General features: G+C 70.9%; 10 protein-coding genes. 8 read left to right on the plus strand and 2 right to left on the minus strand.

Translation table 11 applies throughout. From position 1 onward, the window contains the following. The coding region (locus LV78_RS11490; RefSeq protein ID WP_253845554.1) for a transposase at positions 1–391 on the minus strand (391 nt) is incomplete at its 3' end. Between the two features lie 483 nt (positions 392–874). Here LV78_RS11490 and LV78_RS11495 point away from each other — a divergent pair. The 8 genes from LV78_RS11495 to LV78_RS11530 are packed head-to-tail and all read left to right on the plus strand — an operon-like array spanning position 875 to position 9,141. Further along, a complete protein-coding gene (locus LV78_RS11495; RefSeq protein ID WP_253844965.1) occupies positions 875–1,786 on the plus strand; it encodes a proline iminopeptidase-family hydrolase in 912 nt (303 codons plus the stop codon). Positions 1,787–1,789: 3 nt separating this feature from the next. After that, a complete protein-coding gene (locus tag LV78_RS11500; RefSeq protein ID WP_253844967.1) occupies positions 1,790–2,755 on the plus strand; it encodes an ACP S-malonyltransferase in 966 nt (321 codons plus the stop codon). A 21-nt stretch (positions 2,756–2,776) separates the two neighbouring features. Then, positions 2,777–3,028, plus strand: coding sequence for a phosphopantetheine-binding protein (locus LV78_RS11505; protein WP_253844968.1), 252 nt, complete (start codon positions 2,777–2,779; stop codon positions 3,026–3,028). 3 nt (positions 3,029–3,031) lie between these two features. Further along, complete coding sequence (locus tag LV78_RS11510) at positions 3,032–4,606, plus strand: AMP-binding protein (protein ID WP_253844970.1); 1,575 nt, start codon at positions 3,032–3,034, stop codon at positions 4,604–4,606. Between the two features lie 32 nt (positions 4,607–4,638). Continuing rightward, positions 4,639–6,168, plus strand: a complete 1,530-nt coding sequence (locus LV78_RS11515) for an AMP-binding protein (protein WP_253844972.1) — start codon at positions 4,639–4,641, stop codon at positions 6,166–6,168. After that, on the plus strand, positions 6,165–7,397 hold the full coding sequence (locus LV78_RS11520) for a type III PLP-dependent enzyme domain-containing protein (protein WP_253844973.1): 1,233 nt from the start codon (positions 6,165–6,167) through the stop codon (positions 7,395–7,397). The genes LV78_RS11515 and LV78_RS11520 overlap by 4 nt, the downstream gene beginning before the upstream one ends. After that, a complete protein-coding gene (locus LV78_RS11525; RefSeq protein ID WP_253844975.1) occupies positions 7,397–7,879 on the plus strand; it encodes a cobalamin B12-binding domain-containing protein in 483 nt (160 codons plus the stop codon). The genes LV78_RS11520 and LV78_RS11525 overlap by 1 nt, the downstream gene beginning before the upstream one ends. Next, on the plus strand, positions 7,876–9,141 hold the full coding sequence (locus LV78_RS11530) for a methylaspartate mutase (RefSeq protein WP_253844977.1): 1,266 nt from the start codon (positions 7,876–7,878) through the stop codon (positions 9,139–9,141). The genes LV78_RS11525 and LV78_RS11530 overlap by 4 nt, the downstream gene beginning before the upstream one ends. Here the strand turns inward: LV78_RS11530 and LV78_RS11535 are convergent. Beyond that, positions 9,138–9,916 (minus strand): IS5 family transposase gene (locus LV78_RS11535; protein WP_372494878.1). Its coding sequence is split into 2 segments (ribosomal slippage): positions 9,138–9,616 and positions 9,616–9,916, totalling 780 coding nucleotides; the frame shifts between segments, so codons are not numbered across the junction. The genes LV78_RS11530 and LV78_RS11535 overlap by 4 nt on opposite strands. Positions 9,917–10,097 lie beyond the last annotated feature (181 nt).

The following is a 10,097-nucleotide window of genomic DNA, read 5'->3' on the forward strand; positions in this document are numbered from 1 at the left end:
CGGTGACCGCGTGCACGCTGACTCCGACCTGGCAGTTGCCCCGCTTGCCCAACGCTCCGCAGTACATCCGCGCCACTCCGGGCGAGGAGGTGCCGTCCTTGGGGAAGCCGGTGTCGTCCACGGCCAACGCGTCCGGATCGACGAACCCCGCTGCCCATACCGCCAACCGCCGCCTCACCTCGACGTGGTCCCAGGTCGAGGTCGTGACGAACTGCTGCAACTGCTGATGATCGACACCGAGACGTTCGGCCATGGGCTGCATCGACTTGCGCCTGCCGTCCAACAACAGCCCACGCAGGTACAGCTCGCCCTTCCCGCGCTGGTCACGACGGGCGAACCCGCCGAACACCTCCGCAGCGAACTCCTCGATCACCGGCCGAACCTCGGCCATCTCCTCCGGCGTCACCACCGCAGAAGACCACACCGCCCACCCATCCCATCACTCGACCTAACAAAGCCCTACTAGGGCGCGTTTCGGAAGTGGGGCGCGCTCCGGACGGGCGGCCCGATCGGCTCGCGGCACGGTCGGACCACGCCGGGACACACCCTCGCGCCTGCTCCGGAGCGCCCGCACCGCGAGGGCGCCGAGCATTCATGATCGACGCGCGCCACTTTCGGCGCACGTCCTGGAAAACGCCGCGCGGATCAGCGCGCTTCGGCTGTGCCACGCGGGCTTTCCGGCGGGGCGTCGCGCATCTCCGAAAGCAGTACCACACGGGGACCCTCCCCTCGGAGCACCGGAACCCCACTCCGCCGCGTAGGGGCTCTTAGGGGGCCAGGGCGGCGATAGCTTCCGATTGGAATTCCGGTCAGCGCGCCGTTTTGCCGCTGCCGTGGCCCGTTCCAGCGAATGCAGCCCAAGGAGGTGGTCTTCGTGCCGTTCGGAATCAGCGTCCCCTCGCCCAGCGCCAAGGGAACCGTGGCTTTCCGCGACTACCGGACCTGGTACCGCGTGACCGGTGAGCCGGGCGGCGACCGGCCCGCCGTGGTCGTGGTCCACGGTGGGCCCGGCAGCACGCACGACTACCTGCTACCGCTGGCGCGGCTCGCGGACGACGGCTGGCCGGTGGTGCACTACGACCAGCTCGGCAACGGCGGGTCGACGCACCTGCCCGACGCCGATCCGGCGTTCTGGACGGTCGAGCTCTTCATGGCGGAGCTGGACAACCTGCTGACCAGCCTGGGGGTCGACGACAACTACGTCCTCTTCGGACAGTCGTGGGGAGGTCCGCTGTGCGCGAAGCACGCCGCGACCGGCCCGGCGGGGCTGCGCGGGCTCGTGGTGGCCAACGCGCCCGCCTCTTACCCGATCTGGTTGCAGGAGATGGCGCGCCTGCGCGCCGACCTGCCCGAGGAGAGCAGGGAAGCCCTGCTCCGCCACGAGGCGGCGGGCACCTACGACGACCAGGAGTACCTCGCGGCGATGCGGGTCTTCTACGACCGGCACGTCTGCCGGGTCCAGCCGTGGCCGCGCGACTTCGTCTCCTCGTTCATGGAGATCTACAACAATCCCGCCGTCTACTACGCGATGAACGGGCCGAACGAATTCCACGTGATCGGCTCGCTCAAGGACTTCTCGGTCATCGACGACCTCCCCGCGATCGACACCCCGACGCTGCTGCTCAGCGGCAGGCACGACGAGGCGACGCCGACCGTGGTGCGGCCTTACGAGGAGCACGTCGAAGGCGCCCGCTGGGAGATGTTCGAGGAATCCTCGCACCTTCCGCACCTCGAAGAGCCCGAACGCTTCCACGAGGTGCTCGTCGACTTCCTCAAGGGGCTCTGAACGATGGGCTCACCGGTGGCACCGGGCGGCGGCGGTGCGCTCACCACGGCGATGGTCTTCCCCGGCATGGGACCGGTGCCGTTCCGCGACGTCGGCCGGTTCATGGTGGCCAACCCGTTCGCGCGGGAACTGGTCGCCGTGGCCGACGACGTGCTCGGCTACTCACTGGTCGACGCGCTGCGCGAGGCCTCCGGCGACTACTCGGAGGCCGCGCAGGTGGCGTTCCTCGTGAACTGCCTCGCCTGCGCGCGGTGGGCCGAGGCGGACCTCGGCGTGACACCGGACGTGGTGACGGGACCCAGCTTCGGGGAGAAAGCGGTGCTCGCCCACACCGGCGTGCTCGAACTGCCCGACGCGGTGCGGCTCACCGCCGACATCGCCCGGTGCCTCGACGAGTACTTCGCCGAGGAGCACACCGATGTGGTCACGCTGTCCTTCATCCGCGCGCCCCTGGCGAAGATCGAGCCGATCTTCGCCGAACTCGCCGAACGCGGTGAGTGGCACGAGATCTCCTGCCACATCGACGACGGGTTCTTCATGGTGTCGATCGCGGAGGGGGAAGTCGAGTGGCTGGTCGCGCGGGTGCGCGGGATCGGCGGGATGCCGCTGTACACGATGAGGCCGCCGATGCACGCCTCCCTCTTCCGAGGGCTGCGCGACAAGGCTGAGCGCGAGGTGGTCTCGCGCTACCGGTTCGCCGACCCCTCGCTGCCCGTCGTCGCCGACCAGGACGGCTCGCTGCTGCACACCGGCGAGCAGTTGCGCACGATGCTGCTCGACGGGTTCGACCACCCGATGAACTGGCCGAGCGTCACGGACGCGCTGCGCGAGTCCGGTGTGCGGCGGCTGTGCGTCGCCGGACCGGACAGCTTGTTCGGCCGCGTTCCGTGCGCGGCGGAGCGGTTCGACGTCGTCGCCGCCCAGCCGAGGCTGGCGATGACCCCCCGGCGCCGCGTGCTCGCGGCCTGAGCCAGACAGATGGAGGAAACCATGTGGAACGATGACTTCGAGAACCTGCTCCGAGGCTTTCTGCCGTTCCTGCCCGACGGCGAGGAGCTGGCGCCGGAGGCCGAGCTCAAGGAACTCGGCCTCGACTCGCTGAACGCGGTGCACCTGCTCAGCGTTCTGGAGAACACGTACCGCGTCCGCTTCGACGACAGCGCGCTGAGCATGGAGACCTTCCGCACGGCGGGCGCGCTGTGGTCGACCGTGGAGCGCACACTCGACCACGCGGCGCGCTGAGCCATGACGGCGAACCTGGTCCAGGTCACCGACGACACTCTGGCAGGACGGTTCTCCCGAGGCCTCGCCCTGTCACCGGAGCGGCCCGCGGTGCGCGCGGACGGGGACGTGACGACCTTCCGCGAGCTGCACGAGCGGGCACTGCTGCTCGCGGGCTCCGCGCTCGCCGGCCTCCCGGAGGACACCCGGACGATCGGTGTGCTGGTGGGCAGGGGAACCTCGGCCTACGCGACCCTGCTCGCCGGGTTCTACAGCGGACTGACCGTAGTGCCGCTGCAGCCCGCGTTCCCCCCGGCGCGCACCCGGCAGATGATCGAGGCGGCCGGTGTGCAGGCGCTTCTCGCCGACAACGACTCCCTGCCCGCGCTGCGCGCGCTGGCCGAGCAGGGGGTTGAGCTGCCGACGTTGTTCGCGCCGGGCGGCCAACCCGCGCCGGGGCTCGACGTCGATCCCGGCAGCGTGTTGACCGCCCCGGCGCCGACACGTCCGCACGATGTCGCGTACGTGCTGTTCACCTCGGGATCCACGGGGCGCCCCAAGGGCGTCCCGGTCACGCACGCCAACACGGCGCACTACTTCGCCTTGCAGGACAAGCGCTACGACTTCGGTCCCGAGGACGTCTTCTCGCAGACCTTCGACCTCAACTTCGACTGCGCGATGTTCGACCTGTTCTGCGCCTGGGGCGCGGGCGCGCCGGTGGTCCCGCTGCCGCCCCGCGCTTACGCGCGGCTCCCCGAGTTCCTGAGCGAGCACGGCATCACGGTGTGGTTCTCCACGCCGAGCGCGATCTCCCTGGCGCGCAGGACCGGCGCTCTCCAGGCGGGATCCCTCCCCACCCTGCGGTGGAGCTTCTTCGCCGGTGAGGCGCTCTACGACGTCGACGCGGGGGACTGGGCGCTCGCCGCCTCGGGATCCACCGTGGAGAACCTCTACGGCCCCACCGAACTGACGATCACCGTCAGCGCCCACCGCTGGTGCGCCGAGGAACGACAGCACCACGTCGTGCCCATCGGCGAACTCCACGAAGGTCACGACCTGCTGCTGCTCGACGACGACGGCAGGCCGAGCCGGACCGGGGAGGGCGAGCTGTGCGTCGCGGGCCCGCAGCTGACCGCAGGCTACCTCGACCCGGCCGACGACGTGAACCGCTTCCTGGTGCACGGGGGAAAGCGCTTCTACCGCACCGGCGACCGCGCGCGGCTCGCCACCGACGGCTCGGGGCTGCTCTACCTGGGCCGCAAGGACTCCCAGGTCCAGGTGCACGGCATCCGCGTCGAACTGGCCGAGGTGGACGCGGCGGTCCGCGACTGCGAAGGCGTCGACCAGGCCGTCACGCTGGCGCTGGAGCTGGAGGGCGCCGTCGAGCTGGCCGTGTTCCACACCGGGGAGCCGCTCTCGCCCGCGCTGCTCGCCCGTCACCTGCGCGACCGGCTGCCGCCCGGCGTCGTGCCGAGGGCCTACTACCACATCGACGCGTTCCCGCTGAACAGCAACCGCAAGATCGACCGCTCGAAGCTCGCCGCAGAGGTGAGCGGGACAGCGCTCCAAGGCCGGCCGCGCCATCGTGGCGGCCGGTGACCGGGAACCAGCACGGAAGGCCCGAGCCACAAGTGAACTCCACGCAGACCACCGGGGCCCGCACCAGGGCGGCCCTGGTCCACGACCTGCTCGACGAAGCCCTCGCGGGCCACCCCGACTCCTTCGCGATCAGCGACTCCGCTGGCCGGTGGACCTACCGGGAACTGGCCGACCACAGCCACGCCGTCGACGCCTGGCTGGCGCTCTCCGGCATCGGTCGAGGCGACCGCGTGCTGGTCCAGCTGCCGAGCAACCGCGAACTGGCGGCCCTGCTGTACGGCACGTCGCGCTGCGGCGCGGTGCTGGTGCCGGTCAACACCGGGATGAAGGACTACCACCTGCGCGGGGTGGTGCAGAACGCCGAGCCCGCGCTCATCGTCGTGCCCGACGAGGCGGTGGACCGCGTCGCCGCGCTCTCCGGCGGCGTGGGCGTGTGCGGCTTCTCCGGTGTGTGGGGTGAGATCGAGGAGCTGCGCCGGATGAAGGCGCGGGGGGCAGGCGCGGACGTGCGCCCCGACGACGTCGCCGTGCTCGTCTACACCTCGGGCTCGACCGCGGCCCCCAAAGCGGTCATCTGCCCGCACCGGCAGATGGTGTTCGTCACCGAGGCGATCAACGCCGAACTCGGCTACCGGCCCGACGACGTGGTGTTCTGCCGGTTCCCGATCTCCTGGGACTACGGGCTCTACAAGGTGCTGCTCACGGCCGTCGGCCACAGCGAGCTGGTGCTCGCCGACGGCGAGTCGGACCTGCTGCTGCTGCGCCGGATCGTGGACACCGGCGCGACCGTCGTGCCCATCGTCCCCTCGTTGGCCACCATGATCGGCACCCTCGCGCGGCGCGGTGTGCCGGAGGGCGCGCGGGTGCGGATGTTCACCAACACCGGCGCCGCGCTGCCCAAGCCCACCGCCGACGCGCTGCGCGCGGCCTTCCCCGGCAGCGAGGTGGTCATCCAGTTCGGGCAGACCGAGTGCAAGCGGGTGTCCGTGCTGCCGCCGGAGTTCGCGGGCGGCAAGCCGGACTCGGTGGGCAGGCCCCTGCCCGGAACCCGCGCCTTCGCCGTGGACGAGCACGGCGAGCCGCTGCCGCCGTGGCGGACCGGGGAGATCGTCGTCGAGGGACCGCACGTCATGCCCGGCTACTGGCGCGCCCCCCAGCAGACCGCGCGGTCCTTCCGCGTCGGGCCCGGTGGCGCGCTCCGGTTGCACACAGGCGATTTCGGCCACGTGGACGAGGACGGGTTCCTCTACTACGAGGGCCGCCGCGACGACATGTTCAAGCACAAGGGCGTGCGCATGAGCACGAGCGAGCTGGAGGCCGCGGCCGTCGACGTGCCAGGGGTGCGCGCTGCCGCCGCGGTGCCGCCCGAGGACGGCCGTGAACTCGCCGTGTTCGTGGAGGGCGACGTCGAACCGCACGCACTGCTGCGGGAACTCGCGCGCAGGCTCGAACCCGCGAAGGTGCCCACGGTGGCGAGGATCGTCGAGGAACTGCCGCTGACCCAGCACGGCAAGTACGACAGGGCCCGGCTCACCAAGCTCCTGGAAGGAGTCGCTCCATGACCGGCCACCGCGAGATCGCGGACCGCTTCGGCACGCCCACCTTCGTCTACGACCTCGACCGCGTCGTGGCGGCGAGGGACGACCTGCTCGCGGCGCTGCCCGAGCAGGTGGTGCTGTACTACGCAGCCAAGGCCAACCCCCACCCCGAACTGCTGCGCGAGCTGCGGTCCGGCGAACGCGGCGTCCGCGCGGAGATCAGCTCGACCGGCGAGCTGGACGCTGTGCTGCGCGCAGGTTTCCCCGGTGACGAGGTGCTCTACACCGGCCCCGGCAAGACGGCGGGCGAACTCGCCACAGCGATCGCGCACGGCGTGCGGTTGTTCTCGGTCGAGTCGATCGGCGACCTGCGCCGCGTCGGCGCGGTGGCTCTGGAGGCGGGCGTGACCGCGGACTGCCTCCTGCGGGTCAACAACGCCACGGGGGCCGCGGCGACGAGCATCCGCATGACCGGTGTGCCGTCGCAGTTCGGATTCGACAGCGAGACGCTGGCCGACCTCGGCCCGGCTCTGCGCGAGGCGCCGGGGGTGGACATCGCCGGGCTGCACTTCTTCCCGCTGAGCAACACCCAGGACGAGGACAGCCTCATCGCGGAGTTCCAGCACACCATCACCAGCGCCGCGCGGCTGCAGGACGTGCTCGGCGTCCGGTTCCGCTTCGTCGACATCGGCGGTGGTTTCGCCGCGCCGTACGCCGTGCAGGGCCACCGCCCCGTCTACGAGCACCTGGGCAAGGCCATGTCGGAGGCGCTCGACGAGCACTTCCCCGGCTGGCGGGACGGCTCGCCCCGGATCGCCTGCGAGTCGGGGCGGTACCTCGTCGCGGACAGCGGCACGCTGCTGACCTCGATCGTCAACGTCAAGCACAGCAGAGGACAGCGCTACCTGGTCCTCGACGCGGGGATCAACACCTTCGGCGGCATGTCCGGGCTCGGGCGGATCATGCCGATCTCCGTCGAGCCGCACGAGGCCGTCGCCGACGGCGCGGGCGCGCACCTCGCAGGCCCGCTGTGCACCCCCGGTGACCTGCTCGGCAGGGGGGTCCGGCTGCCCGACCTGGAGCCCGGTGAACTGCTGACCGTGCCCAACGCCGGATCCTACGGCCCGACCGCGAGCCTGCTGATGTTCCTCGGCAGGCCCGCGCCCACCGAAGTCGTCGTCCGCGGCGCGGACGTCATCTCCGCCTCCCACATCGAGCACTCACGAGCATACGAACACGGAGAGGCACTCTGATGAGCACTCCTTCGTCGCAGCGCGACAACCTCGGCCTCCTCCCCGGCGACGCGGACGACCAGCCCGTGCTCGTGGCGGGCGGCACGTCGGACTCCCACACCTGGAACCTCGTCTACCTCCAGCTGCTGATCGAGGAGCACGGCAGGCGGGTGGTCAACCTCGGCCCGTGCGTGCCCGAGGACCTGCTCGTCGACGAGGCGGTGGCGGAGCAGCCCGCCCTCGTGGTCGTGAGCAGCGTCAACGGCCACGGCTTCCACGATGGCATCCGGATGGTCGCACGGCTGCGCGCGCGGCGGGAGCTGGCCGACGTCCCCGCCGTGATCGGGGGCAAGCTCGGCATCACCGGCAGCTCCTCCGCCGAGCAGGTCGCCGAGCTGAAGGCGGCGGGCTACGACGTGGTGTTCGCCGACGGAGCGGACGGCGGGGGCATCGACGAGTTCAGCCGCCTGCTGTTCACACTCCCCCAGCGGCTGCGGGTATGACCCGCGCGGGAACCGGTTTCGGCGCCTTCGTCCGCGAGGCGCGCGAGCGCGGCAGGCTCGTCGTGCAACCGCGCATGGGGATGAGCGATCCCGAGCGGATGCGCGCGGGCCTGCGGGCCACCAAGAAGGCGGGCGCGACCACGGTCGGCACCCTGACCATCGACAGCTACACGCGCGTCGGTGATCTGGAGTCGGCCCGCCTGGCCCTGCTGGAAGGGGCCGCGCTCAACGGCTACCCGATCGTCAGCCACGAACGCCGGACCACCGAGGCGGTGCTCGACGACCTCTGCGGACCGGACTTCCCGGTCCAGGTGCGGCACGGCTCGGCGGCGCCGGAGGACATCATCCGCGCTCTGCTCGCGGTCGGGCTGGACGCCTCGGAGGGCGGCCCGATCTCCTACTGCCTGCCCTACGGGCGGGTGCCGCTGCGGGAGTCCGTGGCGCACTGGACGGCGGCGTCCGAGCTGATGGCCGCCGCGCGAGGGCCGGGCGTGGAACCGCACCTGGAGACGTTCGGCGGGTGCATGCTCGGGCAGCTGTGCCCGCCGAGCCTGCTCGTCGCGATCAGCGCGCTGGAAGCGGTGTTCTTCCGGCGGCACGGCATACGCAGCATCTCGGTGAGCTACGCGCAGCAGACGAACGAGGCCCAGGACGCCGAAGCCGTCGCCGCGCTGCGCGCGCTGTGCTCGACGCTCCTGCCGGACGTCGACTGGCACGTCGTCATCTACGCCTACATGGGCCTGTTCCCGGAGACCGAGAACGGCGCGCGCGCGCTGCTCGGCGCGGCGGCGGGGCTGGCGTCGCGCACGGGGGCGGAGCGGATCATCGTCAAGACGGTCGCGGAGTCGCAGCGCATCCCGTCGATCGAGGAGAACGTGGCCGCCCTGAGGTTGGCCTCCGACGTCGCCGCCCGCACGCCGCACGCGCCCGCCTCCCTGGAGGGCAACGTCGTCTACGCCGAAGCCCGCGCACTGGTGGAGGCCGTGCTGACGTTGAACGACGACCTCGGCGAGGCGTTCCTGACGGCGTTCGCGACGGGCCTGCTCGACGTGCCGTACTGCCTGCACCCGGACAACGCGGGGGAGAGCAGGAGCTACATCGACACCGACGGCAGCCTGCGCTGGTCCCGGATCGGGCGGATGCCGTTGCGCGGCATCGCCGAGAGCCGCGCGACGCGCGGCCTCACCTCGTCGGAACTGCTGCGGTCGCTGTCCTTCGTGCGCCGAACCTACGACGGACTGGCAGCCGCAGGTGTGCCTTAGACCTCCTTTCGGAATGAGTGGAGGCGTCGGTGGCAGATCAGCGCACAGGCCAGGTTCAGGAAGCCTTGGTGTAGGTCGGTCCGGCGGTCCCAGCGGGTGCGTAGACGTCGGTACTGGTGCAGCCAGGACAGGGTGCGTTCAACCACCCACCGCAGCGTGCCCGGCCCCGAGCCGTGCGGCTGGCCGCGTCGGGCGATCAGTGGGTCGATCCCCCGACTGCGCAGGGCGTTCCGGTTGGCCTGGCTGTCGTAGCCACAGTCGGCGAGCATCACCGCAGGCCGCCACCTCGGACGTCCAGGTTTGCCCGAGACGCGGGGCATCGCGTCGAGCATCTCGGTCAGTGTGCTGGTGTCGGGAATGTCGGCCGCGCTGACCGCGACCGTCAGTGGGTGACCGACACCGTCGACGACCAGGTGGTGTTTCGACCCGCTCTTGCGGCGGTCGACCGGACTGGGCCCGGTGAAGCGCCCCCTTTTAGTGCTCGCACGTGGGAGGAGTCGATCGCCGCGCGGGACCGGTCGATCCTGTTCGCCGCGTGCAGTTCGGCGAGCATCACCTCGTGCAGGCGCTGCCAGACCCCTACCTCCGCCCACTCGAGCATCCGGCGCCTGCAGGTGGAACCGGAACCGAACCCCAACTCGGTGGGCAGGTCGGCCCACTCGATGCCGGTGTGCAGCACGAACAGGGTGCCCTGCAGACACTCACGGGCGGGCAGCCGTTTGCGGCCGGGGTGGCGGAAGTTCCTGGTCCGAACCGGGATCAACGGCTCGACCAGATCCTACAGCTCGTCATCGACGACCCACGGCGCAGCCATGCCCTATCGGGTTCCCCACCAGCCAAAACCCCAACCAACTCATTCTGAAAGGAGGTCTTAGGGGCTTCTAAGGGTGGGGTCCCTCCTCCCGCCCTCGTTACGTTTCAGGCAAGGACCAGAGATCGCGCCGGGCGAGTCGGGA

The organism is Actinosynnema pretiosum (assembly GCF_024171695.1).
Taxonomy (GTDB): Bacteria; Actinomycetota; Actinomycetes; order Mycobacteriales; family Pseudonocardiaceae; genus Actinosynnema; species Actinosynnema pretiosum.